General features: G+C 68.1%; 24 protein-coding genes and 3 tRNA genes. 21 read left to right on the top strand and 6 right to left on the bottom strand.

The features are described from left to right. Positions 1–99: 99 nt before the first annotated feature. Both OG844_RS23675 and OG844_RS23670 read left to right on the top strand, forming a co-directional pair. Positions 100–840, top strand: a complete 741-nt coding sequence (locus tag OG844_RS23675; protein ID WP_406392879.1) for an MBL fold metallo-hydrolase — start codon at positions 100–102, stop codon at positions 838–840. Between the two features lie 111 nt (positions 841–951). After that, a complete protein-coding gene (locus tag OG844_RS23670; protein ID WP_406392877.1) occupies positions 952–1,926 on the top strand; it encodes a hypothetical protein in 975 nt (324 codons plus the stop codon). A gap of 70 nt (positions 1,927–1,996) precedes the next feature. On the opposite strand, the gene OG844_RS23665 is transcribed toward OG844_RS23670, so the two are convergent. Then, entirely contained in the window at positions 1,997–2,620 is a 624-nt protein-coding gene (locus OG844_RS23665) for a hypothetical protein (RefSeq protein ID WP_406392876.1), read from the bottom strand. Between the two features lie 188 nt (positions 2,621–2,808). Here OG844_RS23665 and OG844_RS23660 point away from each other — a divergent pair, with 188 nt between their 5' ends. After that, positions 2,809–3,462 carry a histone deacetylase gene (locus OG844_RS23660; protein WP_406392874.1) on the top strand — a complete coding sequence of 218 codons (654 nt, stop codon included), beginning with the start codon at positions 2,809–2,811 and terminating at the stop codon, positions 3,460–3,462. Positions 3,463–3,519: 57 nt separating this feature from the next. Here the strand turns inward: OG844_RS23660 and OG844_RS23655 are convergent, their stop codons facing one another. Next, positions 3,520–4,176 carry an SDR family oxidoreductase gene (locus OG844_RS23655; RefSeq protein ID WP_406392873.1) on the bottom strand — a complete coding sequence of 219 codons (657 nt, stop codon included), beginning with the start codon at positions 4,174–4,176 and terminating at the stop codon, positions 3,520–3,522. A 34-nt stretch (positions 4,177–4,210) separates the two neighbouring features. Beyond that, on the bottom strand, positions 4,211–5,470 hold the full coding sequence (locus OG844_RS23650) for an amidohydrolase family protein (RefSeq protein WP_406392871.1): 1,260 nt from the start codon (positions 5,468–5,470) through the stop codon (positions 4,211–4,213). A 336-nt stretch (positions 5,471–5,806) separates the two neighbouring features. On the opposite strand from OG844_RS23650, the gene OG844_RS23645 reads away from it, so the two are divergent. From OG844_RS23645 to OG844_RS23620, 6 genes are all read left to right on the top strand, one after another. Then, positions 5,807–5,879, top strand: a tRNA-Thr gene (locus OG844_RS23645). Positions 5,880–5,924: 45 nt separating this feature from the next. Further along, positions 5,925–5,997, top strand: a tRNA-Met gene (locus tag OG844_RS23640). Positions 5,998–6,085: 88 nt separating this feature from the next. Next, entirely contained in the window at positions 6,086–6,250 is a 165-nt protein-coding gene (rpmG, locus tag OG844_RS23635; RefSeq protein ID WP_003956487.1) for a 50S ribosomal protein L33, read from the top strand. 102 nt (positions 6,251–6,352) lie between these two features. Then, positions 6,353–6,805 carry a MaoC family dehydratase N-terminal domain-containing protein gene (locus OG844_RS23630; protein ID WP_329208321.1) on the top strand — a complete coding sequence of 151 codons (453 nt, stop codon included), beginning with the start codon at positions 6,353–6,355 and terminating at the stop codon, positions 6,803–6,805. After that, complete coding sequence (locus tag OG844_RS23625; RefSeq protein ID WP_406392869.1) at positions 6,805–7,233, top strand: MaoC family dehydratase; 429 nt, start codon at positions 6,805–6,807, stop codon at positions 7,231–7,233. Before OG844_RS23630 ends, OG844_RS23625 begins: the two co-directional genes overlap by 1 nt. Before the next feature lie 111 nt (positions 7,234–7,344). Then, positions 7,345–8,400: a UDP-N-acetylmuramate dehydrogenase gene (locus OG844_RS23620; protein ID WP_406392867.1), complete on the top strand. Its 1,056-nt coding sequence runs from the start codon at positions 7,345–7,347 to the stop codon at positions 8,398–8,400. 67 nt (positions 8,401–8,467) lie between these two features. Here OG844_RS23620 and OG844_RS23615 read toward each other — a convergent pair whose 3' ends face one another. Beyond that, positions 8,468–9,103: an NAD(P)-dependent oxidoreductase gene (locus OG844_RS23615; protein WP_406392866.1), complete on the bottom strand. Its 636-nt coding sequence runs from the start codon at positions 9,101–9,103 to the stop codon at positions 8,468–8,470. Positions 9,104–9,192: 89 nt separating this feature from the next. Here OG844_RS23615 and OG844_RS23610 point away from each other — a divergent pair, with 89 nt between their 5' ends. Continuing rightward, positions 9,193–9,783, top strand: coding sequence for a TetR/AcrR family transcriptional regulator (locus OG844_RS23610; RefSeq protein ID WP_406392864.1), 591 nt, complete (start codon positions 9,193–9,195; stop codon positions 9,781–9,783). On the opposite strand, the gene OG844_RS23605 is transcribed toward OG844_RS23610, so the two are convergent. Next, the gene (locus OG844_RS23605) at positions 9,776–10,789 is read right to left on the bottom strand and encodes an adenosine deaminase (RefSeq protein WP_383181579.1); all 1,014 of its coding nucleotides are present in this window, start codon (positions 10,787–10,789) and stop codon (positions 9,776–9,778) included. The two genes, OG844_RS23610 and OG844_RS23605, sit on opposite strands and share 8 nt — an antisense overlap. A 124-nt stretch (positions 10,790–10,913) precedes the next feature. Next, entirely contained in the window at positions 10,914–12,140 is a 1,227-nt protein-coding gene (locus tag OG844_RS23600; RefSeq protein ID WP_406392862.1) for a pyridoxal phosphate-dependent aminotransferase, read from the bottom strand. 213 nt (positions 12,141–12,353) lie between these two features. Here OG844_RS23600 and OG844_RS23595 point away from each other — a divergent pair. The 11 genes from OG844_RS23595 (at position 12,354) to rpsG (ending at position 26,284) form a co-directional block, all read left to right on the top strand. Next, a tRNA-Trp gene (locus tag OG844_RS23595) sits at positions 12,354–12,426 on the top strand. Between the two features lie 106 nt (positions 12,427–12,532). Next, positions 12,533–12,820 carry a preprotein translocase subunit SecE gene (secE, locus tag OG844_RS23590; RefSeq protein ID WP_329208312.1) on the top strand — a complete coding sequence of 96 codons (288 nt, stop codon included), beginning with the start codon at positions 12,533–12,535 and terminating at the stop codon, positions 12,818–12,820. Between the two features lie 73 nt (positions 12,821–12,893). Continuing rightward, a complete protein-coding gene (nusG, locus tag OG844_RS23585) occupies positions 12,894–13,796 on the top strand; it encodes a transcription termination/antitermination protein NusG (RefSeq protein ID WP_406392860.1) in 903 nt (300 codons plus the stop codon). 175 nt (positions 13,797–13,971) lie between these two features. Then, positions 13,972–14,406, top strand: coding sequence for a 50S ribosomal protein L11 (gene rplK, locus OG844_RS23580; RefSeq protein ID WP_329208309.1), 435 nt, complete (start codon positions 13,972–13,974; stop codon positions 14,404–14,406). Positions 14,407–14,488: 82 nt separating this feature from the next. Then, positions 14,489–15,211 carry a 50S ribosomal protein L1 gene (gene rplA, locus OG844_RS23575; RefSeq protein ID WP_056796660.1) on the top strand — a complete coding sequence of 241 codons (723 nt, stop codon included), beginning with the start codon at positions 14,489–14,491 and terminating at the stop codon, positions 15,209–15,211. 535 nt (positions 15,212–15,746) lie between these two features. Then, positions 15,747–16,310 (top strand): 50S ribosomal protein L10, encoded by a 564-nt coding sequence (gene rplJ / locus OG844_RS23570; RefSeq protein WP_383181591.1) that lies wholly within the window; start codon positions 15,747–15,749, stop codon positions 16,308–16,310. 86 nt (positions 16,311–16,396) lie between these two features. Further along, positions 16,397–16,780: a 50S ribosomal protein L7/L12 gene (gene rplL / locus OG844_RS23565; protein WP_406392857.1), complete on the top strand. Its 384-nt coding sequence runs from the start codon at positions 16,397–16,399 to the stop codon at positions 16,778–16,780. 598 nt (positions 16,781–17,378) lie between these two features. Further along, positions 17,379–20,864: a DNA-directed RNA polymerase subunit beta gene (gene rpoB / locus OG844_RS23560; protein ID WP_406392855.1), complete on the top strand. Its 3,486-nt coding sequence runs from the start codon at positions 17,379–17,381 to the stop codon at positions 20,862–20,864. A 128-nt stretch (positions 20,865–20,992) separates the two neighbouring features. Further along, positions 20,993–24,892: a DNA-directed RNA polymerase subunit beta' gene (locus tag OG844_RS23555; RefSeq protein ID WP_351176403.1), complete on the top strand. Its 3,900-nt coding sequence runs from the start codon at positions 20,993–20,995 to the stop codon at positions 24,890–24,892. Positions 24,893–25,439: 547 nt separating this feature from the next. Continuing rightward, entirely contained in the window at positions 25,440–25,811 is a 372-nt protein-coding gene (rpsL, locus tag OG844_RS23550; protein WP_003948652.1) for a 30S ribosomal protein S12, read from the top strand. Positions 25,812–25,813: 2 nt separating this feature from the next. Further along, positions 25,814–26,284 carry a 30S ribosomal protein S7 gene (rpsG, locus tag OG844_RS23545; RefSeq protein WP_014047773.1) on the top strand — a complete coding sequence of 157 codons (471 nt, stop codon included), beginning with the start codon at positions 25,814–25,816 and terminating at the stop codon, positions 26,282–26,284. Positions 26,285–26,316: the final 32 nt, after the last annotated feature.

Raw genomic sequence — 26,316 nt, 5'->3', positions numbered from 1 at the left:
CGCCCCGACCAGCGGTTTCTGCGCGGCTTGACCGACGCGGGGCTACCGGACACGGCGGTGTCGGTCACCGTGTCCGCACTGCGACAGGTGCCACGGTCCGTGCCCACCGCACTGATCGTGGAGGGGCTGCGGCAGCCACGGCGAATCGCGAATGCGCTGCTGTCGTTCGTGATCACCCACCCGGAAGCGACGTTCATCGTGGATCCGAGTGTCTGCCTGGATGTCGACAACCGCGCCGTTGCCGAACTGCCGGCGTTCCTGCGGGGCGCGATGCGTCCCCCGGCCGACACCGTCGCCACCGTTACCGCGCTGCGCGAGCGGTCGTATTCCGGCCTGGATTTCGCGCTGCCGACGCACGCGCATTGGGACCACGTATGCGGACTCCTCGATCTTCCTGACCTGCCGGTACATCTGCACCGCCGCGAACACGACTGGGTCATGCAAGGCTCGATCGCACCCGTGGGTGGCGTCCGCGAGTCCCTGCGCGGCCGTGGCATCGTCCAGTACGAACTGGACGGCCCGCCGATCCTCACGTTCGCCGCCAGCCACGACCTCTTCGGCGACGGTTCCGTCGTGCTCGTCGACCTCGCAGGACACACCCCTGGCAGCGTCGGAGTCCTTGCGCACACGGCAACGGGCTGGGTGCTGCTCGCCGGCGACGCTGCCTGGCACCACGACCAGATCGACCTCATCCGGCAGAAGGCCGGCTACCCCGGCGGGCTCGCCGACGAAGACCGGCACGAGACCTTCCGGACGCTGCACCGCCTACACGCCGTCAAGGACCGAGTCGCGATCATTCCGACGCACGACCACCGCGAGGCCCAGCAGCTGCCGACTTGATCACTCAGAGGGATGAGGGCGGCCCCGGTTCCTGGTGGAGTGGGGGCCGTCTTCGCCCTGCCGCCTGAAAAGGGGCGGCAGGCTGTCCGTGGGGGTGGTTATGGTCGCGCCATGCCGACGACCGTTGACCTTCTTGTGCCGGGGCGGATCACGACCCGCGATGCCATCGCAGCGGCTTACGGCTGTGGCGTTCAAGGCATCGAGCCGGCAGATGAGGCGGGCAAAGTGTTCGTGTACTCCGACCCTTCAGCGGGTGAGGAGTACGGGTACACGTTCGATGGCCGCGCGGAAGATGACGAGTTCGGGCCGCTGTACCTGTACACCGGGGCCGGCGCCAGCGGGCCGCAGAAGCCGTCCGGCCGTAACGAGGCGCTCCTGACCCATGTCGAGAAGGGCCGTGAGCTCCACCTGTTCGTCGCCGCGGGCAAGGTGCCGGGGAGCGGGACGCTGCGGCAGCGCTACGTCGGACAGATGGTTCTGGACCCGGTGAGGCCCTACGACGTTCGGCGGGGCCCCGGTCAGGACCACGTGATGCGTGACGTGTTGGTCTTCCGGTTCCGGCCGGCCGAGGGAACGACGCCGGCATGGACCGAGGCGGACCGTGTGCCGATGGCTACCAGGTCGGGGTACGAGATCGTTGACCCCGAGGTCGTAGCCGAGCACCACAGCACCGCGGAGGCCATCGCGGACATTCCCGCGGGGCAGCGCAAGGTATTGCGCCGCAAGGGAGAGCTGGTCACAGCGTTCGCAGCTCACCTGGAGGCCGCGGGACACAGGACTCACAGCTTTCAGATCGCTGTGGAGGGCGAGCCCGGTGTGCTCACTCCCGACCTGTACGACGCGAAGGACCACGCACTGTACGAGGCGAAGGGACTGACGACGCGGGCCAGTATTCGGATGACGATCGGGCAGTTGGCGGACTACCGCCGGCACATCCCCGGGGACGAGATTCTGCGAGTCGTGGTGCTGCTGCCGAGCGAGCCCGGCGACGACCTGAAGGACTTGCTCGGCGAGGAGTACGTGGAGCTGGTCTACCGGACCGCGGACGGTTTCGCCGGATGGCCGCTCGTCTACGACAAGCTGTAGGAACCGTAGCGAGGATGACGTCCCTTCAGCCGTGGAAGTGGTCGCGTCCGATGCCACCCTGTTGGTGGAGTCAGCCGTCGAACCAGACGACCAGGCGGACTCCCTCGTCGCCGTGCAGATTCGCCAGCGTGCGCATGACCGACCAGACGGCGCCCCATTCGCTGTCGGGTACGGCGTCCTTTCGCCGCAGGCGGCCGACGCGGAAGAGCCGGTCGCCGTCCGGCCACTCGGTGTTCTCGGGAAAGACGCTGCCCGCGGAGAGGAGCTGCCGGGCATCGGTGAGTCCGGAGAGTTCGGCAAAGCGGGTGAGGCCGGAGTTCCGTCCGTGCATCTTCCAGCTGCCGTCGGAGCTCCGGCGGAACTCGTGAACACAGCTGTCGACCTCGTTCGAGACTTCGTCCCAGTCGGCGGCTGCCAGCTCCGCCCAGGAGATCCAGGACTCGCCGTGCAACTCGTCACTCCAGGGCTCGAAGTCAGCGAGGACCTCCTTCGACACGTCATGGGGGAGGCCCCGGTGATCGGCGAGTGCGCGGAACGATGTGGTGTCGCGGACACCGAAGAGGGATCCGAAGGCAACGTAGTCGCGCCCGTTCTGGAGGTGTGAAAGGTCGATGGCCTGGTTCCACGCGCGATCGTCCTCGTCCAGCCAGCGATCCCAGCGGCATTCGATGAAGCCGTGTATGTCTGTCCCCATGCCCGGCATTGTTCTCCGGCGGCACGAGACGGGCGACGGTATTTCCGGGCTGCAGAGCCGGTGCGGCCTGGCGCCGTCACAGGACGGGAAACCCCGTACGACCTGCTCGAACAACAGGTCGGGCGGGATTTCTGCGCGTGTGCGAGTGTGACGATGGACCACGCCGATCCGCGGGAGGCACTGTGGTGATGGCGCATCGGATTCAGCCGGTGCTCGTGGAGGACACCGCGCCGCGGCGCGTCTGGTACGCCTCCTACGGCTCCAACATGCATCTGGAGCGGCTCGCCTGCTACCTCAAGGGCGGCAGGCCGCCGGGGGCCGGCAGGGCGTATCCGGGTTGCAGGGACCGGCGGCTGCCCGGACGGTCCGTTCCTGTGGAACTGGCGGGAGCCCTCCACTTCGCCACCGAGTCGCCGGTCTGGGGCGGCGGGCGGGCCTTCTACGACCCGGAAGGCGAAGGGCTGCTCCATGCCCGGGCCCACCTCGTCTCGGCGTCGCAGTTCGCGGACATCGCCGCCCAGGAGATGTACAGGGAGCCCGGGGAGGACCTGGACCTCAGCGAGGTGCTCACCTCGGGGGTTGCCAGGATCGGGGGCGGTCGGTACGAGACGTTGATCTGCGCGGGCCTCTTGGACGGGGTCCCTGTGCTCACCTTCACGGCCCCGTGGAGCGCCGACGACGTGGCCCCGGTGCCGCCGTCCCGTGACTACGTGCGCTTCATCGCCTCGGGCTTGTTGGCAGCCGGGGCGTGGGATGCGGCAACCGTGGCTGCCTACATCGCCTCCGCGCGAGGGGCGGCAGGCCGTTGGTCCGAACACGCTATCCGGGAGCTGATCGACTGAGGGAGCGAAAGCGCCCGACTCCCCAGCTCCCGGGGCGGCGTAGGTGCGGGCCGGGAATCAGTTCCCGGCGACGTCCTTCACCGCGACCGTCAACGGCACGCTCCCGGAGATCAGTTCCAGGGTCAGGCCCGCAGTCGCCGGCGTGTCCAGCAACTCCACCAGAGCCGCTGCCACATCGTCACGCGGGACCGGGCCGCGGCCCGTCGAGGCGGCGAGCAGCACCTGGCCGGTGCCCGCGTCGTTCGTCAGCATCCCGGGGCGCAGGATCGTCCAGTCGAGTGCTGCCCTGGAACGCACGTCGGCGTCCGCGGCGCCCTTGGCGCGCAGGTAGACGTCGAACACCTCGTTGCCGGGGTGGTCGGGGTCCGCGCCCATGGAGGAGACGACGACGTAGCGGCGCACCCCCGCCTGTTCCGCGGCGTCCGCGAAGAGCACCGCCGCACCGCGGTCCACCGAGTCCTTGCGTTCGCCGCCGCTGTTCGGGCCGGCACCGGCGGCGAAGACCACCGCGTCCGCCCCGCGCAGGACCTCCGCGGTCTCTTCGACGGAGGCCGATTCGAGGTCGAGGACCACGGGTTCGGCTCCTGCCGCCCGGAGGTCCTCGATCTGTTTCGGGTTGCGGATGACGCCCACCGCTTCGTCGCCGCGCGCGGCGAGCAGCCGCTCCAGCCGCAGCGCGATCTGACCGTGTCCGCCTGCAATGACAATGCGCATGCTCACGACCGTACGCCGGAGCGCGCGTTCGCGCTCAAGGTCCGCCGCCGGGGCCGGAATCGGTGCGCCCCTGGCGGGGGAGGCCCGGCGTGGTGGTCTCGGAGTCGCAGTACTCGCGTACCGCGCTGGTCCGGGCGACCACGCGTCCCCGGTGCACCACGATCCGGCTGTACGCGAGGGAGAGCACCCCGGAGAGCCCTTCTCCGCGTACCGCGAGCAGTTCGGCCGGGAAGCCGGCTTCGATCCGTACGCCCGGAAGTCCCATGGCCGACCTGGCGGTGGTGGAGACGGCGTCGTACGCGTGCTCGGCGCTCAGGCCGTTCTGCGAGGCGAGGAGGTAGGCGGCCTCCAGGGGGTCACCGCGGCCGACGGGGTTCGCGGCGTCCCGGAGGGCCCCGCTGCCTGCGGCGACACGTACCCCTGCGGAGCGCAGCAGGGACACGGGCGGGGTTCCGCGGTGTGCGGCGCCCGAGCAGCTGCCCTGGGGGAGGCAGACCACCGCTACGCCGGTGGAGGCGAGCCGGTCGGCCGTGCGGGTGGCGGCGTCGGCGGGGAGCCGGGAGAGGGCCGCGCAGGGGCCGACGGTGACGCCGGGGCGCAGTCCCTGAGCCATGGCCGCGAGGCGGGCCAGCCGGACGGGGTCGTCACCGTCGGTGTGGAGGTCGACGGGGCGGTCGAGTGCGGCGGCGATGTCCAGGACCGTTTCGGTGTAGCCGTCCGGGTCGGGGTCCAGGCCCGGGCGGCCGCCGATGACGCCCGCGCCCATGTCCATGGCGTCGCGGAGCATGGCGAGGTTGTCGGCGCCCGCGGTGCCTGTGAGGAGCCCGGGTACGGCGACGGCGACGATCTCGGTGAGCCCCCGCAGGGAGCGGCGGGCCTGGAGGACGGCTTCGAGGGGCGCGAGGCCTTGCCCGTCCCCGATGTGTACGTGGCTGCGCAGCGCGGTGGCGCCCTGGCTGAGCTGGATCAGGGCGGCTTCGGTGGTGCGGCGCCGGATGTCCTCGACGGGGTGCGGCGGGGGGCCGGGGCTGTCGGCGGTGAGTGCCGTGTCGCTGTGTGCGTGGGGCTCGGCCGGGGCGGGGAGCAGGAGGTGGCCGCGCAGGTCCAGGCGCGTTCCGTGGGCGGTGAGGGTGCCTGCCGCGGCCACGGCCTCGATGTGGTGGCCGCGGATCCTCACGTCGACGGTGCGCCCGTCGGTGAGCCGGGCCCCGCTGAGGAGGAGCGCGGCCGCGCCGGGGGTGGCTCCGGGGCCCGCCGCGTTGCTGTCCGGCCGGTGCGGCTCACTGTGGGGCATCGCGCTCCAGGGGGCGACATGATCACGCAGAGTGGGCCGAGCCTATGGGGGTGCCGGGTGCGCTTCGAGGAGGAGCCGGAAAGTCGTACCGGTGTGGCTCGGCGGCGTGCGCGGGGCGGGTGTGTCCACGGGGGCTGCCGGCCCGTGCGAGGCGGTGGCGCCGCCGCTCCGGACCGTTGCCGGCCAAACCCGCGTCAGCCCCTGATCAGCCCCTGATCAAGGGCCTGATCAGGGGGTCCGGAGGAGGGGTGGCCAGGGGCCGATCAAGGTCCGGCGGTGGGCGGACGAAACGGATTTGGGCGATCGGCGAGGGACCGTGTAATGTCTTCCTCGCTCGCCCCAATAGCTCAGTCGGTAGAGCGTCTCCATGGTAAGGAGAAGGTCTGCGGTTCGATTCCGCATTGGGGCTCTGGTGATCGGGTGACCCCGCTTCGGCGGGGGAACTCGTCATCAAAGCGGTGTAGCTCAGTCGGTAGAGCAAGCGGCTCATAATCGCTGTGTCACCGGTTCAAGTCCGGTCACCGCTACTAACGGTAGCCGATTGTGGGGTCGGTCCTTCGATCGGCTACTCTTTTTTGCGTTCATCCGTCCATCGTCCGTCCAAGGAGCACTCACGTGGCTGCCACCGACGTCCGCCCGAAGATCACGCTGGCCTGCGTGGAGTGCAAGGAGCGGAACTACATCACCAAGAAGAACCGGCGTAACAACCCGGACCGTCTTGAGATGAAGAAGCACTGCCCGCGCTGCAACTCGCACACTGCGCACCGCGAAACGCGCTGAAAACAGGCTCGTACACGAGGCCGTCCCCTTTGGGGGCGGCCTCGTGTCGTTGTATGGGTTGGACTTCGCCCAATTCGACTTTCATCAGGAGGTAGCGAGCTCATGGCGCTCGACCAGTCCTTCGTGGGGCGGACCTATCCGCCCACCCCGGCGTACGAGGTCGGCCGGGAGAAGATCCGGGAGTTCGCAGAGGCGGTGGGTGACACCAATCCTGCGTACGTGGATCCCGAGGCCGCAAAGGCCCTCGGTCATTCGGATGTGATCGCTCCGCCCACGTTCGTCTTCTCGATCACGTTCAAGGCCGCCGGCCAGGTGGTCCAGGACCCGCAGCTCGGCCTGGACTACAGCCGTGTGGTGCACGGCGACCAGAAGTTCGCGTACGTGCGTCCGGTGCGGGCGGGGGACCGGCTGACGGTCACCTCGACGATCGAGGCGGTCAAGTCGATGGCGGGCAACGACATCGTGGACATCCGCGGCGAGGTGCACGACGAGAGCGGTGAGCACGTCGTGACCGCGTGGACGAAGCTGGTGGCGCGTGCCGCCGAGGAGGCGTGATGACGGCGAGGATCGCGTACGAGGCGGTCGAGGTCGGTACGGAGCTGCCGGCGCAGTCGTTCCCGGTCACCCGGGCGATGCTCGTGCAGTACGCGGGCGCGTCGGGTGACTTCAACCCGATCCACTGGAACGAGAAGTTCGCGCGCGAGGTCGGGCTCCCGGACGTGATCGCGCACGGCATGTTCACCATGGCCGAGGCGGTCCGGGTGGTCACGGACTGGACCGGTGACCCGGGCGCTCTCGTCGAGTACGGGGTGCGGTTCACCAAGCCGGTCGTCGTGCCGAACGACGACACGGGTGCGTCCGTCGAGGTCAGCGGCAGGGTCGGCGCGAAGCTGGACGACAACCTGGTGCGCGTGGACCTCACGGCGATGAGTGACGGCAAGAAGGTGCTGGGCATGTCCCGCGCCGTGGTCCGGCTGGCCTGAGGTACGGGTCCGGCGTGCGCCGGACTCCTGCCGCAGCCCGACCTGCGGCCCTGCGCGTACGGTCCGTGGCCCCGCCCGAGCGGTGGGACCGCGGACCGTACTCTTGTCCCCGTGCAGGAACTCCACGATGCCCCCCTCGCCCCCCTGACCACCTTCCGGCTCGGCGGCCCCGCCGGCCGCCTTCTGACGGCCACCACCGACGCCGAGGTGGTCGCCGCCGTGCGCGAGGCCGACGAGAGCGGCACCCCGCTCCTGGTCATCGGCGGCGGCTCCAACCTGGTCATCGGCGACAAGGGCTTCGACGGAACAGCCCTGCGCATCGCGACCAAGGGCTTCGACCTCTCGGGCACGAAGCTGGAACTGGCGGCCGGCGAGGTCTGGACCGACGCCGTGGCCCGCGCGGTCGAGGCCGGCCTGGCGGGCATCGAGTGCCTCGCCGGGATCCCCGGGTCCGCCGGGGCGACGCCGATCCAGAACGTCGGTGCGTACGGGCAGGAGGTGTCCTCGGTCATCACCGAGGTCGTCGCCTACGACCGGTCCACCCGGGAGACGGTCACCGTCCCGAACGCCGCGTGCGCCTTCTCGTACCGGCACAGCCGCTTCAAGGCCGAGCCCGACCGCTTCGTCGTGCTCCGTGTCCGGTTCGAGCTGGAAGACGCGGGCGGGCAGTCCGCACCCCTGCGCTACCCCGAGACGGCCCGTGCCATGGGCGTCGAGCAGGGTGATCGCGTTCCCGCCGCGGCCGCCCGCGAAACGGTCCTGAAGCTGAGGGCGGGCAAGGGCATGGTCCTCGACCCGGAGGACCACGACACCTGGTCGGCAGGGTCCTTCTTCACCAACCCGATCCTCGACGAGGCGCAGCACGCCGCCTTCCTCGCACGCGCCGAGGAGCGCCTGGGCGCGGACGTCACGCCTCCGGCCTTCCCCGCGGGCGAGGGCCGTGTGAAGACCTCCGCGGCCTGGCTCATCGACAAGGCGGGCTTCACCAAGGGCTACGGCACGGGCCCGGCCCGCATCTCCACCAAGCACACGCTCGCCCTCACCAACCGGGGCGGCGCGACGACCGAGGACCTGCTGGCCCTGGCCCGCGAGGTCGTCGCCGGGGTCCACGAGGCCTTCGGAGTCACGCTCGTCAACGAACCGGTGACGGTCGGCGTCAGCCTGTAGCCGGGGCCCGTCGTCGGGTCGGGGCCGGCCTGCGGCAGGAGTCCGGCGGGAGGCCGCAACCGGGCCCTCAGTAGGCGACGCCCACACCCTGCTTGACGGCCGTCGGGTCATCGATCAGCGCGAGCATCGCATGCGCCACATCGGCCCGTGAGATGGACCGGCCGCTGCGCGGGGTGCCGCCGACGACCGTCCGGTACACACCCGTCCGGGCGCCGTTCGTCAGCTTCGGCGGCCGTACGGACGTCCAGTCCGTGGCGCTCCGGGCCAGCGCGGCCTCCATCCGCGTCAGATCCGCGTACAGCTCCTTGAGGACCCCGCCGATCGCCCTGCGCATCAGACGGTCCGGCAGGGGTTCGTCCGCCGCCTCCGGCCCGACCGGGGCCGCGCTCACGACCAGCAGCCGGCGGACCCCCGTGGCCTCCATCGCGCGCAGAACCTGCCCGGTGAGCCTCTCCGCGACATCGCCCGACTTCCGCCCCCGCGATCCGAGCCCGGACAGCACCGCGTCCCGCGCCGCCACCGCCGCGCGCACGGCCTCCTCGTCGCCGAGCCGCACCACCGCGTGAAGATCGGACCAGGCCGGCCCCTCCGGGAGCCGGGCGGGATCGCGGACCACCGCCGTCACCTCGTGCCCCGCCCCGAGCGCCTGCCCCACGATCTCCTGGCCGACGGCCCCTGTCGCACCGAACACTGTGAGCCTCATCGTGCACGCCCTCTCCGAGTGGGTGAGTGTTCACTCACCCCTAGAGTGAGTGGACACTCACCCACTCGTCAAGGCTGTCGGGAGCACGCATGGAGCAGAAACCGGCCCGCGTCCGAATCGTCGACGCGGCCCATGAGCTCATGCTCGGCCTGGGACTCGCGCGGACGACGACGAAGGAGATCGCGAAGGCGGCCGGCTGCTCCGAGGCGGCGCTGTACAAGTACTTCGCCAGCAAGGAAGAGCTCTTCGTGACCGTGCTCGGCGAACGGCTGCCCGGGCTCGGGGCGCTCCTGAGCCATCTGGAGCCGGGGGAGGGCGACATCGAGCAGAACCTCACCGAGATCGCGCGCCGGGCCGCGCTCTTCTACCAGCAGACCTTCCCGATGGCCGCGTCGCTCTACGCCGAGCCCCAGCTCCAGCGCCGCCACCGGGCGGCGATGCGCGAGATGGGCACCGGACCGCACAAGCCGATCCAGGGACTCGACGCCTACCTGCGCGCCGAACAGCGGGCCGGCCGCATCAGGGCGGACGCCGACACCTACGCCGCCGCGTCCCTGCTGCTGGGCGCCTGCGCCCAGCGCGCCTTCGCCTACGAGATGGCACCCGAGGGCAGGCCCCCGCAGCCGCTGGACGCGTTCGCCGCTTCCATCGCCCGCACCCTGCTGGCCGGAATCAGCTAGCGAGCCACGCGTCGACTCCGGCCAGCAGCTTCTCCCGGACGTCGACAGGTGCCGCCGACCCGCGTACGGACTGCCGCGCCAGCTCGGCCAGCTCCTCGTCGGTGAAGGCGTGGTGGCGCCGTACGAGGTCGTACTGGGCAGCCAGCCGCGAACCGAACAGCAGCGGGTCGTCCGCGCCGAGCGCCATCGGGACCCCCGCGTCGAACAAAGTGCGCAGGGGTACGTCCGCGGGCTTCTCGTAGACGCCCAGCGCCACATTGGAGGCCGGGCAGACCTCGCAGGTCACCCCGCGCTCCGCGAGCTTGCGCAGCAGCCGGGGATCCTCGGCCGCCCGCACGCCGTGCCCGATCCGGGACGCGTCGAGGTCGTCCAGGCAGTCCCGGACGCTGGACGGTCCGGAGAGCTCGCCGCCGTGCGGGGCGGCGAGGAGGCCGCCCTCGCGGGCGATGGCGAACGCGCGGTCGAAGTCGCGGGCCATGCCGCGGCGCTCGTCGTTGGAGAGCCCGAAGCCGACGACGCCCCGGTCCGCGTACCGCACGGCGAGGCGGGCCAGCGTCCGGGCGTCCAGCGGGTGCTTCATCCGGTTCGCCGCGATGACGACCCGGATCCCGAGCCCGGTATCGCGGGCCGCGCTGTCCACGGCGTCCAGGATGATCTCGATGGCCGGGATGAGCCCGCCGAGCAGTGGGGCGTACGAGGTGGGGTCGACCTGGATCTCCAGCCACCCGCAGCCGTCCGCCACGTCCTCCATGGCCGCCTCGCGCACGAGCCGCTGGATGTCCTCGGGGGAGCGCAGGCAGGACCGTGCGATGTCGTAGAGGCGCTGGAAGCGGAACCAGCCGCGCTCGTCGGTCGCCCGCAGTCTGGGCGGCTCGCCGCTGGTGAGCGCCTCGGGGAGGTGCACCCCGTACTTGTCCGCGAGTTCGAGCAGGGTCGTCGGCCGCATCGACCCGGTGAAGTGCAGGTGCAGGTGGGCCTTGGGCAACAGCCTTACGTCACGCTCCATTGAAGGATCTTGCCGCACATGAGGGGTGTCGCGGTAGCCGGATTCCCTCCTGAGTTACCGATCGAACAAAGAAGTGGCCCCCGGCCGGAGCCGGGGGCCACTTCTCATTTCCGACGTATGCGGGTCAGTCGCGGGCCTCGCCCAGCAGCTTCTGGAGCCGCGAGACGCCCTCGACGAGGTCGTCGTCGCCCAGCGCGTACGACAGGCGCAGGTAGCCCGGGGTGCCGAAGGCCTCACCCGGTACGACGGCGACCTCGGCCTCGTCCAGGATGAGGGCGGCGAGCTCGGCCGAGTCGGCCGGACGCCTGCCCCGGATCTCCTTGCCGAGCAGCCCCTTCACCGACGGGTACGCGTAGAACGCGCCCTCGGGCTCGGGGCAGAGCACGCCGTCGATCTCGTTGAGCATGCGCACGATCGTCCGGCGGCGGCGGTCGAAGGCGGTCCGCATCTCGGCGACCGCGTCCAGCGGGCCGGAGACCGCGGCCAGCGCGGCGACCTGGGCGACGTTGCTGACGTTGGACGTGGCGTGCGACTGCAGGTTGGTCGCGGCCTTGACGACGTCCTTCGGGCCGACGATCCAGCCCACCCGCCAGCCGGTCATCGCGTAGGTCTTGGCGACTCCGTTGACCACGATGCACCTGTCGCGCAGCTCGGGCACGAGTGCGGGGAGCGAGGTGAACTCCGCGTCGCCGTAGACCAGGTGCTCGTAGATCTCGTCGGTCAGCACCCACAGGCCGTGCTCGACGGCCCAGCGGCCGATCGCCTCGGTGTCGGCCCTGTTGTAGACGGCGCCCGTCGGGTTGGAGGGCGAGACGAACAGGACGACCTTCGTGCGCTCGGTGCGGGCCGCTTCGAGCTGCTCGACGGAGACCCGGTAGCCGGTGGTCTCGTCGGCCACGACCTCGACCGGGACGCCGCCCGCCAGACGGATGGACTCGGGGTAGGTGGTCCAGTACGGGGCGGGGACGATGACCTCGTCGCCCGGGTCCAGGATCGCGGCGAAGGCCTCGTAGATGGCCTGCTTGCCACCGTTGGTCACCAGGACCTGGGACGGCTCGACCTCGTAGCCGGAGTCGCGCAGCGTCTTCTCTGCGATGGCGGCCTTGAGCTCGGGGAGCCCGCCCGCCGGGGTGTAGCGGTGGTACTTCGGGTTGGAGCAGGCCTCGATCGCGGCGTCGACGATGTAACCGGGGGTCGGGAAGTCGGGCTCACCGGCGCCGAAGCCGATCACCGGACGCCCAGCGGCCTTGAGGGCCTTGGCCTTGGCGTCGACGGCGAGGGTGGCGGACTCGGAGATCGCACCGATGCGGGCCGAAACCCGGCGCTCGGACGGAGAAGTTGCAGCGCTCATGCCCCCATGCTCGCAGACCGGAAATGCCGTCGGCACAGGGGTTTCAGGGACCGGACAGGAGTCGGACAGCATCCGGACAGGACCGGTCGGTAGTTGTCTGTTCGACGCGACGCCCCTGAGCACGTACACTCACCTGTCGTTGGCCTTCATCAGCCGCACCGTTTTTGCACCCGGCCCACCGGGGAACATGCGGTAGGTTGGTGGAAACCACAAAGGGTCGTAGCTCAATTGGTAGAGCACTGGTCTCCAAAACCAGCGGTTGGGGGTTCAAGTCCCTCCGGCCCTGCTACACACTCCTTCGCCAGGATGTGTGCGCATGTACGTACTTCAATGCATCGCCGTGCGGCTCCACCGGGCGCGGCACGGCCACGACCCGGAATCAGGTGAGTAGCGTGACGGACGCCGTGGGCTCCATCGACATGCCTGATGCCGATGATGAGGCCCCCGAGTCGAAGAAGAAGACCCGGAAGGGCGGCAAGCGCGGCAAGAAGGGCCCTCTGGGCCGGCTCGCGCTGTTCTACCGCCAGATCGTTGCCGAGCTGCGCAAGGTCGTCTGGCCCACTCGCAGCCAGCTGACGACCTACACGGCCGTGGTGATCGTGTTCGTGGTCGTCATGATCGGTCTCGTTACCGTGATTGACTTCGGTTTCGCGCGGGTCATCAAGTACGTCTTCGGCTGATCTCGCGGAGGGCGCCTCACAGGCGCCCCTTTCGCATGTTCCACCCATTTGTATCCAGGAAGAAGCAGCCATCGTGTCTGACCCGAACCTGAACGACGACGCCGAGCCCACGGCGAGCGCCGTCGAGTCCGCCGAGGACGAGCTCGACATCGTCGAGGCGGCGGACGCCGTGGCCCCGGACCAGGTCGAAGCTGCTGACGACGCCGCGGGCGAGCCCGCCGAGCAGGACGCCGTGCACGTCGAGTCCGACGAGGAAGCGGAGGCCGAGGAGGCCGCCGAGTCCGACGAGGCCGCTGACGACACGGACGCCGCCGAGTCCGACGAGGACACGGAGGAGGAGGCCGAGCCGGCCGCCCCCGTCGACCCCGTCACCGCCCTGCGCGACGAGCTGCGCGGTCTGCCCGGCGAGTGGTACGTCATCCACACGTACGCCGGCTACGAGAAGCGCGTGAAGGCCAACCTGGAGCAGCGCGCCGTCTCGCTCAACGTCGAGGACTTCATCTACCAGGCCGAAGTGCCCGAGGAAGAGATCGTCCAGATCAAGAACGGTGAGCGCAAGAACGTCCGTCAGAACAAGCTCCCCGGATACGTCCTGGTGCGCATGGACCTGACGAACGAGTCCTGGGGCGTTGTGCGCAACACGCCCGGCGTCACCGGATTCGTCGGCAACGCCTACGACCCGTACCCGCTGACCCTGGACGAGATCGTCAAGATGCTCGCCCCGGAGGCCGAGGAGAAGGCCGCCCGCGAGGCCGCAGAGGCCGAGGGCAAGCCGGTTCCGGCCCGCAAGGTCCAGGTCCAGGTGCTGGACTTCGAGGTCGGCGACTCGGTCACCGTCACCGACGGCCCGTTCGCGACGCTGCAGGCGACGATCAACGAGATCAACGCCGACTCGAAGAAGGTCAAGGGCCTCGTCGAGATCTTCGGTCGCGAAACCCCGGTCGAGCTCAGCTTCGACCAGATCCAGAAGAACTAGCGGTTTCCGCAGCTTCCGGACACATGCCTACCGAGCAGGTCAGACCGGCTTCGCAGCCGGTCTGACCTGCTCGGTTTTTGGTCGCGCAGCTATACCCGTTATCGTTGTGCGGTATGCCTCCATCCGGATGACCGGAATGGCGGCGAAACACTCTCACTAGGACCCGGAGAGAGCAATGCCTCCCAAGAAGAAGAAGGTCACGGGGCTTATCAAGCTCCAGATCAACGCCGGTGCGGCCAACCCGGCCCCGCCGGTCGGCCCCGCACTGGGCCAGCACGGCGTCAACATCATGGAGTTCTGCAAGGCCTACAACGCCGCGACCGAGTCGCAGCGTGGCATGGTCGTGCCGGTGGAGATCACGGTCTACGACGACCGCTCCTTCACCTTCATCACGAAGACTCCGCCGGCCGCCAAGCTGATCCTCAAGGCTGCGGGCGTGGAGAAGGGCTCCGGCGAGCCGCACAAGACCAAGGTTGCCAAGCTGACGGCTGCCCAGGTCCGCGAGATCGCCACGACGAAGCTCCCCGACCTGAACGCCAACGACCTCGACGCCGCGTCGAAGATCATCGCTGGCACCGCCCGTTCCATGGGCATCACGGTCGAAGGCTGATTCAGCCCCGTAAGCCCCTAGTGGTAGGACCAAGCGCTGGTCCGCACCACGACTCCACACTCTGATAACCACAGGAGTAGAAGTGAAGCGCAGCAAGAACCTCCGCGCTGCGGACGCGAAGATCGACCGGGAGCGCCAGTACGCCCCGCTCGAGGCCGTCCGTATCGCCAAGGACACCGCCTCCACGAAGTTCGACAGCACCGTCGAGGTCGCGTTTGCCCTGGGTGTAGACCCGCGCAAGGCCGACCAGATGGTCCGTGGCACCGTGAACCTCCCGCACGGCACCGGCAAGACCGCCCGGGTCCTGGTCTTCGCGACCGGTGACCGTGCTGCGGCCGCGGAAGCCGCGGGCGCCGACATCGTCGGCGCCGACGAGCTCATCGACGAGGTGGCGAAGGGCCGTCTGGACTTCGACGCCGTCGTCGCCACCCCGGACCTCATGGGCAAGGTCGGCCGCCTGGGCCGCGTGCTCGGTCCGCGTGGTCTGATGCCGAACCCGAAGACCGGCACCGTCACCCCCGATGTCGTCAAGGCTGTCAACGACATCAAGGGCGGCAAGATCGAGTTCCGCGTCGACAAGCACTCGAACCTGCACTTCATCATCGGAAAGACCTCTTTCGATGACACGAAGCTGGTCGAGAACTACGGTGCGGCTCTCGAGGAGATCCTCCGCCTGAAGCCGTCCGCCGCCAAGGGCCGCTTCATCAAGAAGGCGACCATGAGCACGACGATGGGCCCCGGCATCCCGCTGGACTCCAACCGCGTGCGCAACCTCCTCGTCGAGGAGGACCCGGCCTCCGTCTGAGCCCTCGTGCTCACCCGGTAGCCGGTTTCACGGCATGGGACGGGCCCCGCAACCTTTCGAGGGTGCGGGGCCCGTCCTCGTACGTGCGGGAGAGCCCGTGAGCAACGGCAGGGGTACGCGTACCGCCCAGAGCTCCGAAAGGCCCGCGAGGGACGGCAGCAGGCCGTTGGGGGCTCGCCGCGAGCAGGGGCGGCAAGCACCGCCGGACGCCCGGCGGCGCAGCTCGCGCGGCACCACAGGTCCCTCCTGATACGCGTCCCAAACCTCTCGCACCGGTCGAACCGGGACGGATTTGCTCCGGGGCGCCCCGGTCGCGTACGCTCCTCAGGAAGCCAAAGACCGCTGGTCGTTGCCGCGCTCTCGCAAGAGGGACGGTGACCGAAGGATCCGTCGAAAACGGACGACCTGCGCAGGTGACTGTGGAAAGCTCCCGAATTCATTCGGTCGAGCTACGCCCTGGCGCCTGCGCCGGGGCGTTTCGTCTTTCCCGGCCCCTTCTGAGCGGTCCTCATCACCCGGAAGGAGGCCGACGCTCATGGCAAGGCCCGACAAGGCTGCCGCGGTAGCCGAGCTGACGGACCAGTTCCGCAGCTCGAACGCCGCTGTGCTGACCGAGTACCGGGGTCTCACCGTGGCACAGCTCAAGGAGCTGCGCCGTTCGCTCGGTGAGAACGCCCAGTACGCCGTGGTGAAGAACACGCTGACCAAGATTGCGGCCAACGAGGCCGGGATCAACACGCTGGACGACCTGTTCTCGGGTCCGACGGCGGTTGCCTTCGTCACCGGTGACCCGGTGGAGTCGGCGAAGGGTCTTCGTGACTTCGCCAAGGACAACCCCAACCTCATCATCAAGGGCGGTGTCCTTGACGGTAAGGCGCTGTCTGCCGATGAGATCAAGAAGCTCGCGGACCTCGAGTCCCGCGAGGTTCTGCTCGCCAAGCTGGCCGGCGCCATGAAGGGCAAGCAGACTCAGGCTGCGCAGCTCTTCCAGGCTCTGCCGTCGAAGTTCGTCCGCACCGCGGAAGCGCTTCGCGCCAAGAAGGCCGAGCAGGGCGGTGCCGGTACGCCGGCTCCCGCCGACGCCGAGGTGGCGGAGTAACACTCCGCCCCCACGGCTCGCAGCGGGCCCGTACGCCCGCCTACATATACATCCGGCACCTGCCGAATTAGTGGAAGGACGCCATCATGGCGAAGCTCAGCCAGGAAGACCTGCTCGCCCAGTTCGAGGAGCTCACCCTCATCGAGCTCTCCGAGTTCGTTAAGGCGTTCGAGGAGAAGTTCGACGTCACCGCCGCCGCCGCGGTCGCCGTTGCCGGCCCCGCCGGCCCGGGTGCCGTCGCTGACGCCCCCGAGGAGCAGGACGAGTTCGACGTCATCCTCACGGGTGCCGGCGAGAAGAAGATCCAGGTCATCAAGGTCGTGCGTGAGCTGACCTCCCTGGGCCTCAAGGAGGCCAAGGACCTCGTGGACGGCGCCCCGAAGCCCGTCCTCGAGAAGGTCGCCAAGGAGGCCGCTGACAAGGCTGCCGAGTCCCTCAAGGCCGCCGGCGCCTCCGTCGAGGTCAAGTGACCCTGCGAGTCATCTGACTCCTCAGGACCGTCCCTGCCGCGAGGCGGGGATGTCACATCGCAAAGGGCGATCACCCAATCGGGTGGTCGCCCTTTGGCGTACCCCCTGACGCTGCCTTGATCTTCCGTGGGCGACGAGTAGGGTGATCTTCGCCGTGCGTCTCCCAGGGGGCGTCAACGGGCGTCCTGGGGGCCCAGGTGAAGATCGCCGGATGTCCGTCCGGTGCTCGGGGGCCTTGACGAACCGCACGCGGCGCGCAATTCTCAGGACGCGTCGTCATCTCGATCCGCATCCGAGGCATGGATCGAGAACGAAGAGGGCAGTAAAGAAGAGCGCACACCGCGCGAGGGCTATTCATAGGTGTTGAGAACAGCTGTTGAGAGCAACGTGGGTCTCTGAGAACCCCGACTGGACATCAGTGTGCCGCTTGGCTACACTGACCCTTTGCGCTGCCTGTTAGCTGCCTCCTGCCCGTCACCAGGGGCATGCCCACGCCTGGCACCGATGACCGACTCCCTGACCTTGGGATTTCTGTCTCTGTGTGCGGCTTGGGGCCGGTACGCGCGTAGTGAGTCCGAGCCCTCGGAAGGACCCCCTCTTGGCCGCCTCGCGCAACGCCTCGACCTCGAATACGAACAACGGTGCCAGCACCGCCCCGCTGCGCATCTCTTTTGCAAAGATCAGGGAGCCCCTCGAGGTTCCGAACCTCCTCGCGCTGCAGACCGAGAGCTTTGACTGGCTCCTCGGCAACGCCGCCTGGAAGGCTCGCGTCGAGGCTGCTCTGGACAGCGGACAAGACGTCCCCACCAAGTCCGGCCTGGAGGAGATCTTCGAGGAGATTTCGCCGATCGAGGACTTCTCCGGGTCGATGTCGCTCACGTTCCGCGACCACCGCTTCGAGCCCCCGAAGAACTCCATCGACGAGTGCAAGGAGCGCGACTTCACGTTCGCCGCGCCGCTCTTCGTCACGGCCGAGTTCACCAACAACGAGACCGGCGAGATCAAGTCCCAGACGGTCTTCATGGGCGACTTCCCGCTCATGACCAACAAGGGCACCTTCGTCATCAACGGCACCGAGCGTGTCGTCGTGTCGCAGCTGGTCCGCTCGCCGGGTGTCTACTTCGACTCCTCCATCGACAAGACGTCCGACAAGGACATCTTCTCCGCCAAGATCATCCCTTCCCGGGGTGCCTGGCTGGAGATGGAGATCGACAAGCGCGACATGGTCGGTGTCCGCATCGACCGCAAGCGCAAGCAGTCCGTCACCGTCCTCCTGAAGGCTCTCGGCTGGACCACCGAGCAGATCCTCGAGGAGTTCGGCGAGTACGAGTCGATGCGCGCCACCCTGGAGAAGGACCACACCCAGGGCCAGGACGACGCGCTGCTCGACATCTACCGCAAGCTGCGCCCGGGCGAGCCGCCCACACGTGAGGCCGCTCAGACGCTGCTCGAGAACCTCTACTTCAACCCGAAGCGCTACGACCTCGCGAAGGTCGGCCGCTACAAGGTGAACAAGAAGCTCGGCGCCGACGAGCCGCTCGACGCCGGTGTCCTCACCAGCGACGACATCATCGCGACCATCAAGTACCTGGTGAAGCTGCACGCCGGGGAGACCGAGACGGTCGGCGAGAGCGGTACCCAGATCGTCGTCGAGACCGACGACATCGACCACTTCGGCAACCGTCGTCTGCGCAACGTCGGCGAGCTCATCCAGAACCAGGTCCGTACGGGTCTGGCTCGTATGGAGCGCGTCGTGCGTGAGCGCATGACGACCCAGGACGTCGAAGCGATCACGCCGCAGACCCTTATCAACATCCGGCCGGTCGTCGCCTCCATCAAGGAGTTCTTCGGCACCAGCCAGCTGTCGCAGTTCATGGACCAGAACAACCCGCTGTCGGGTCTCACCCACAAGCGCCGCCTGTCGGCTCTTGGCCCGGGTGGTCTGTCCCGTGAGCGGGCCGGCTTCGAGGTCCGAGACGTGCACCCGTCCCACTACGGACGCATGTGCCCGATCGAGACCCCTGAAGGCCCGAACATCGGTCTGATCGGTTCGCTCGCCTCGTACGGACGCGTCAACGCGTTCGGTTTCGTCGAGACGCCGTACCGCAAGGTCGTCGAGGGTGTCGTCACCGACGACGTCGACTACCTGACCGCCGACGAGGAAGACCGCTTCGTGATCGCCCAGGCGAACGCGACGCTCTCCGAGGACATGCGGTTCACCGAGCCGCGCGTCCTGGTCCGCCGTCGTGGCGGAGAGGTCGACTACATCCCCGGCGACGACGTCGACTACATGGACGTCTCGCCGCGCCAGATGGTGTCGGTCGCGACCGCCATGATCCCGTTCCTCGAGCACGACGACGCCAACCGTGCCCTCATGGGCGCGAACATGATGCGTCAGGCCGTGCCGCTGATCACGTCCGAGGCTCCCCTCGTCGGCACCGGCATGGAGTACCGCTGCGCGGTCGACGCCGGTGACGTCATCAAGGCGGAGAAGGACGGTGTGGTCCAGGAGGTCTCCGCGGACTACATCACCGTCACCAACGACGACGGCACGTACACCACGTACCGCATCGCCAAGTTCTCCCGCTCGAACCAGGGCACCTCGGTCAACCAGAAGGTCGTCGTCGACGAGGGCGCCCGGATCGTCGAGGGCCAGGTCCTCGCGGACGGTCCGGCGACCGAGCAGGGCGAGATGGCGCTCGGCAAGAACCTCCTCGTGGCGTTCATGCCGTGGGAGGGCCACAACTACGAAGACGCGATCATCCTGTCGCAGCGTCTGGTGCAGGACGACGTCCTCTCCTCGATCCACATCGAGGAGCACGAGGTCGACGCCCGTGACACCAAGCTCGGCCCGGAGGAGATCACCCGGGACATCCCGAACGTCTCCGAAGAGGTCCTCGCGGACCTCGACGAGCGCGGCATCATCCGTATCGGTGCCGAGGTCACGGCCGGGGACATCCTCGTCGGCAAGGTCACGCCCAAGGGTGAGACCGAGCTGACGCCGGAGGAGCGTCTGCTCCGCGCGATCTTCGGTGAGAAGGCGCGCGAGGTGCGCGACACCTCGCTGAAGGTCCCGCACGGCGAGATCGGCAAGATCATCGGCGTTCGCGTCTTCGACCGCGAAGAGGGCGACGAGCTGCCGCCGGGCGTGAACCAGCTGGTCCGCGTCTACGTCGCGCAGAAGCGCAAGATCACCGATGGTGACAAGCTCGCCGGCCGTCACGGCAACAAGGGCGTCATCTCGAAGATCCTGCCGATCGAGGACATGCCGTTCCTGGAGGACGGCACCCCGGTCGACATCATCCTCAACCCGCTGGGTGTCCCGTCCCGAATGAACCCGGGACAGGTACTGGAGATCCACCTCGGCTGGCTCGCCAGCCGCGGCTGGGACGTCTCCGGCCTCGGTGACGAGTGGGCCAAGCGCCTGCAGTCCATCGGCGCCGACCAGGTCGCCCCCGGCACCAACGTCGCGACGCCGGTCTTCGACGGCGCCCGTGAGGACGAGATCACCGGCCTCTTCGAGGCCACGATCCCGAACCGCGACGGCAACCGGCTGGTCCAGCCCTCGGGCAAGGCCAACCTGTTCGACGGCCGCTCCGGTGAGCCGTTCCCCGAGCCGGTCTCGGTCGGTTACATGTACATCCTCAAGCTGCACCACCTGGTCGACGACAAGCTCCACGCCCGTTCGACCGGACCGTACTCCATGATCACGCAGCAGCCGCTGGGTGGTAAGGCACAGTTCGGTGGGCAGCGATTCGGTGAGATGGAGGTGTGGGCCCTTGAGGCTTACGGCGCCGCATACGCCCTCCAGGAACTGCTGACGATCAAGTCCGACGACGTGACCGGCCGCGTGAAGGTCTACGAGGCGATCGTCAAGGGCGAGAACATCCCCGAGCCCGGCATTCCCGAGTCCTTCAAGGTGCTCATCAAGGAAATGCAGTCGCTCTGCCTCAACGTGGAGGTGCTGTCCTCGGACGGTATGTCCATCGAGATGCGTGACACGGACGAGGACGTCTTCCGCGCGGCGGAGGAGCTCGGTATCGACCTGTCCCGGCGCGAGCCGAGCAGCGTCGAAGAGGTCTGACGGGTTGGCCGGCCGGATCCCAGTGATCCGGCCGGCTCTCCCCGGACCCGTTCAGACCATTGCTGAAGTGCCCCGATTTCTCGCTCAGGCGAGGGGGCTCGAACCCCCGAAAGAGGGATTGACGACAAGTGCTCGACGTCAACTTCTTCGACGAGCTGCGGATCGGCCTTGCCACCGCGGACGACATCCGGACCTGGTCCCACGGCGAAGTGAAGAAGCCGGAGACCATCAACTACCGCACGCTCAAGCCCGAAAAGGACGGACTCTTCTGCGAGAAGATCTTCGGTCCGACCCGGGACTGGGAGTGCTACTGCGGCAAGTACAAGCGTGTCCGCTTCAAGGGCATCATCTGTGAGCGTTGTGGCGTCGAGGTCACGCGCGCCAAGGTGCGTCGTGAGCGCATGGGCCACATCGAGCTTGCCGCTCCCGTCACCCACATCTGGTACTTCAAGGGCGTCCCGTCGCGCCTGGGCTACCTGCTGGACCTCGCGCCGAAGGACCTCGAGAAGGTCATCTACTTCGCCGCGTACATGATCACGTTCGTCGACGAGGAGCGCCGCACGCGCGACCTCCCGTCGCTGGAGGCGCATGTCTCCGTCGAGCGCCAGCAGGTCGAGAACCGCCGTGACTCGGACCTCGAGAACCGTGCCAAGAAGCTCGAGACCGACCTGGCCGAGCTCGAGGCCGAGGGTGCCAAGGCCGACGTGCGCCGCAAGGTGCGCGAAGGTGCCGAGCGTGAGATGAAGCAGCTGCGCGACCGTGCGCAGCGCGAGATCGACCGTCTCGACGAGGTGTGGAGCCGCTTCAAGAACCTCAAGGTCCAGGACCTCGAGGGCGACGAGCTGCTCTACCGCGAGCTGCGTGACCGTTTCGGCACGTACTTCGACGGCTGCATGGGTGCTGCTGCCCTGCAGAAGCGCCTGGAGTCCTTCGACCTCGACGAGGAGGCCGAGCGCCTCCGCGAGATCATCCGCACCGGCAAGGGCCAGAAGAAGACCCGTGCGCTCAAGCGCCTCAAGGTCGTCTCCGCGTTCCTGCAGACCAGCAACAAGCCCAAGGGCATGGTGCTCGACTGCGTGCCGGTCATCCCGCCGGACCTGCGTCCGATGGTGCAGCTGGACGGTGGCCGCTTCGCGACCTCCGACCTGAACGACCTGTACCGCCGTGTGATCAACCGCAACAACCGCCTCAAGCGTCTCCTTGACCTCGGTGCCCCCGAGATCATCGTGAACAACGAGAAGCGGATGCTGCAGGAGGCCGTCGACGCACTGTTCGACAACGGCCGCCGCGGTCGCCCGGTCACCGGTCCCGGTAACCGTCCCCTGAAGTCCCTCAGCGACATGCTGAAGGGCAAGCAGGGCCGTTTCCGTCAGAACCTCCTCGGCAAGCGCGTGGACTACTCCGCGCGTTCCGTGATCGTCGTCGGTCCGCAGCTCAAGCTGCACCAGTGCGGTCTGCCGAAGGCGATGGCGCTGGAGCTCTTCAAGCCGTTCGTGATGAAGCGCCTGGTGGACCTGAACCACGCGCAGAACATCAAGTCGGCCAAGCGCATGGTCGAGCGTGGCCGCACCGTCGTGTACGACGTCCTCGAAGAGGTCATCGCCGAGCACCCGGTGCTGCTGAACCGTGCACCCACCCTGCACCGCCTCGGCATCCAGGCCTTCGAGCCCCAGCTGGTCGAGGGCAAGGCCATCCAGATCCACCCGCTCGTCTGCACCGCGTTCAACGCGGACTTCGACGGTGACCAGATGGCCGTGCACCTTCCGCTCTCCGCGGAGGCGCAGGCCGAGGCCCGCATCCTGATGCTGTCCTCGAACAACATCCTGAAGCCGGCCGACGGCCGTCCCGTCACCATGCCCACCCAGGACATGGTGCTCGGCCTCTTCTTCCTCACCACGGACGAGGAGGAGCGCAAGGTCATCGGTCAGGGCCGGGCGTTCGGTTCGACGGCTGAAGCGATCATGGCCTTCGACGCCCGCGAGCTCTCGCTCCAGGCGCAGGTGGACATCCGCTTCCCGGTGGGCACCATGCCTCCGCGCGGCTGGGTGCCGCCGGTCGCCGAGGAGGGCGAGCCCGAGTACCAGCCGGGTGACACCTTCCGGCTGCGTACGAGCCTGGGCCGCGCGCTCTTCAACGAGCTGCTGCCCGAGGACTACCCGTTCGTCGACTACTCGGTAGGCAAGAAGCAGCTCTCCGAGATCGTCAACGACCTGGCCGAGCGCTACCCCAAGGTCATCGTGGCGGCGACGCTCGACAACCTGAAGGCCGCTGGCTTCCACTGGGCGACCCGTTCCGGGGTCACCGTCTCTGTTGCCGACATCGTCGTCCCCGAGGCCAAGAAGGCCATCGTCAAGGGCTACGAGGAGCAGGACGAGAAGGTCCAGAAGCAGTACGAGCGCGGTCTGATCACCAAGGACGAGCGCACGCAGGAGCTCATCGCGATCTGGACCAAGGCGACCAACGAGGTTGCCGAGGCGATGAACGCGAACTTCCCGAAGACGAACCCCATCTTCATGATGGTTGACTCGGGTGCCCGAGGAAACATGATGCAGATGCGTCAGATCGCGGGTATGCGTGGTCTGGTGTCGAACGCGAAGAACGAGACCATCCCGCGTCCGATCAAGGCGTCCTTCCGTGAGGGCCTCACCGTTCTGGAGTACTTCATCTCCACGCACGGTGCCCGTAAGGGTCTGGCGGACACCGCCCTGCGTACCGCCGACTCGGGTTACCTGACCCGTCGTCTGGTGGACGTCTCGCAGGACGTGATCATCCGCGAGGAGGACTGTGGCACCGACCGCGGCCTCAAGCTGAAGATCGCCGTCAAGGGTGCGGACGGTGTGCTCCGCAAGACGGAGGACGTCGAGACCTCGGTCTACGCCCGCATGCTCGCCGAGGACGTCGTCGTCGACGGCAAGGTCATCGCGCCTGCCAACGTCGACCTCGGTGACGTCCTGATCGACGCCCTGGTGGGCGCCGGCGTCGAGGAGGTCAAGACCCGCTCGGTCCTGACCTGTGAGTCCGCGGTCGGCACCTGTGCCTTCTGCTACGGACGCTCGCTCGCCACCGGCAAGCTGGTCGACATCGGTGAGGCGGTCGGCATCATCGCCGCCCAGTCCATCGGTGAGCCCGGTACCCAGCTGACGATGCGTACCTTCCACACCGGTGGTGTGGCCGGTGACGACATCACGCAGGGTCTGCCCCGAGTCGTCGAGCTCTTCGAGGCACGTACACCCAAGGGTGTCGCCCCGATCTCGGAGGCCAAGGGCCGTGTCCGGATCGAGGAGACCGAGAAGACCAAGAAGCTCGTCGTCACGCCGGACGACGGCAGCGAGGAGACGCCGTTCCCGATCTCCAAGCGTGCCCGTCTGCTGGTCGGCGAGGGCGACGCGGTCGAGGTGGGCCAGAAGCTCACCGTCGGTGCCACGAACCCGCACGACGTGCTGCGGATCCTCGGTCAGCGCGCGGTCCAGGTCCACCTGGTCGGCGAAGTCCAGAAGGTCTACAACTCGCAGGGCGTGTCGATCCACGACAAGCACATCGAGATCATCATCCGGCAGATGCTGCGCCGAGTGACGATCATCGAGTCCGGCGACGCGGAGCTGCTGCCGGGCGAGCTCGTCGAGCGGTCGAAGTTCGAGGTCGAGAACCGTCGTGTGGTCACCGAGGGCGGTCACCCCGCCTCCGGCCGTCCGCAGCTGATGGGTATCACCAAGGCCTCGCTCGCCACCGAGTCGTGGCTGTCGGCGGCGTCCTTCCAGGAGACGACCAGGGTTCTGACCGACGCGGCGATCAACGCCAAGTCGGACTCCCTGATCGGCCTCAAGGAGAACGTCATCATCGGTAAGCTCATCCCGGCCGGTACGGGTCTTTCCCGCTACCGCAACATCCGGGTCGAGCCGACCGAGGAAGCCAAGGCCGCGATGTACTCGGCCGTCGGCTACGACGACATCGACTACTCGCCGTTCGGCACGGGCTCCGGCCAGGCCGTTCCGCTGGAGGACTACGACTACGGTCCGTACAACCAGTAAGCGAGTCGCTTGATACGACCGAAGGGCGGTCACCCCGTTTCGTACGGGGTGGCCGCCCTTCGGCGTGCCGGCCGGCGGACCGTGAGGTGCCTCACCCGGGACCGCGGTGCCGGGTGAGGGTCCGGCGTGGTGCGGGTGCGCCGGTGGGCGGGCGCGCGGTGGGCCGTTTAGGCTGGTGGGAAGCGCTGTACCGGCCGTACGGGTGCGGCCCGGCCCCTGGTGGCCGGGGGATTCGCACCCGGTGGTGGAGGCCGGTGCGGGCCTCTGTGTGCCCCGTGGCGGCAGGTGGGGCTTCGGGCCGGACCGTGCCCCGTGGCATTTGTTTTGACCGGAGTCCGTGAGGTAGGTACGCTCAAGCCTTGTGCCTGGGGTGTGCCTGGGCTCGGGTGCGTGTCCTCAACCGCATGGCGAGTCCGTAAGTGGCCACCGCAATCTGCGTTCCTCCTGCCTCAGGGCAGGGGCTTGCAGTATTCGACACACCCGACCGCGTGGGTCGGCGAGTGTTTCAGGTTAGTTTCACCGACGGCACACAGAAACCGGAGAAGTAGTGCCTACGATTCAGCAGCTGGTCCGGAAGGGCCGGCAGGACAAGGTCGAGAAGAACAAGACGCCCGCGCTCGAGGGTTCGCCCCAGCGTCGCGGCGTCTGCACGCGTGTGTTCACGACCACCCCGAAGAAGCCGAACTCGGCCCTCCGTAAGGTCGCGCGTGTGCGTCTGACCTCCGGCATCGAGGTCACGGCCTACATTCCGGGTGAGGGACACAACCTGCAGGAGCACTCCATCGTGCTCGTGCGTGGTGGCCGTGTGAAGGACCTGCCGGGTGTTCGTTACAAGATCATCCGCGGCTCCCTTGACACCCAGGGTGTCAAGAACCGCAAGCAGGCCCGCAGCCGCTACGGCGCCAAGAAGGAGAAGTAAGAATGCCTCGTAAGGGCCCCGCCCCGAAGCGCCCGGTCATCATTGACCCGGTCTATGGTTCTCCTCTTGTCACCTCGCTGATCAACAAGATCCTGCTCAACGGCAAGCGTTCCACTGCCGAGCGGATCGTGTACGGCGCCATGGAAGGCCTCCGCGAGAAGACCGGCGCTGACCCGGTCATCACGCTGAAGCGCGCGCTTGAGAACGTCAAGCCCTCGCTCGAGGTCAAGTCCCGCCGTGTCGGTGGCGCCACCTACCAGGTGCCGATCGAGGTCAAGCCCGGTCGCGCCGCCACCCTCGCTCTGCGCTGGGTCGTCGGTTACTCCCGCGCCCGTCGCGAGAAGACCATGACCGAGCGCCTCATGAACGAGCTGCTCGACGCCTCCAACGGTCTTGGCGCAGCTGTCAAGAAGCGCGAGGACACCCACAAGATGGCCGAGTCGAACAAGGCCTTCGCGCACTACCGCTGGTAGTCGCTTACCCCATCGAGACCGAGAGAAGATTG

Source organism: Streptomyces sp. NBC_00887 (assembly GCF_045207585.1).
This window is presented reverse-complemented; position numbering and strand designations above follow the sequence as displayed.